Here is a 375-nt window from a genome sequence, read left to right as displayed (position 1 = left end):
CTGCCGGCGCCGGTGCTGCAGCGCGACGTGCTCGCGCTGGCCCTGCTCTGGGGCCTGGGCGGCGTGCTGCTGCTCCTTGCGGCCGCCTGGCCGCTGGCCGCCCTGCTGGAAACCGGCAGCCTGGCCGCGGCGCTGGGCCTGGGCACGCTGTCGGGCATCGCCCTGCTCGTGCTGTGGCGCGCCTGGCCCGCCTTCGGCCAGGCCGAACGCAGCGGCGGCAGCCTGTCGGCGCTCGCGGCGCAGGTGGGCAATGGCGGCAATGCGGATGCGGGGCGCGGGTTCCTGGTGGCGGCCGCGGTGTTCGTGGTGCTGGCCGGCGCGCTGGCACTGGCCTGGCCGGGCCTGGTGCCGCCGGGCCCGCGGCCGGGGCTGGTG

The 375-nt window shown here is 79.2% G+C and carries 1 pseudogene; it reads left to right on the top strand.

Annotation, left to right across the window (positions count from 1 at the left end):
- Positions 1-375 (top strand): annotated as a pseudogene (locus tag N790_RS16390) (ankyrin repeat domain-containing protein); the annotation flags it as partial.

The organism is Arenimonas malthae CC-JY-1, assembly GCF_000747075.1.
GTDB classification, from domain to species: domain Bacteria; phylum Pseudomonadota; class Gammaproteobacteria; order Xanthomonadales; family Xanthomonadaceae; genus Arenimonas; species Arenimonas malthae.
Note: the sequence above shows the minus strand (reverse complement) of the source record. Positions and strands in the feature narration are given on the sequence as shown.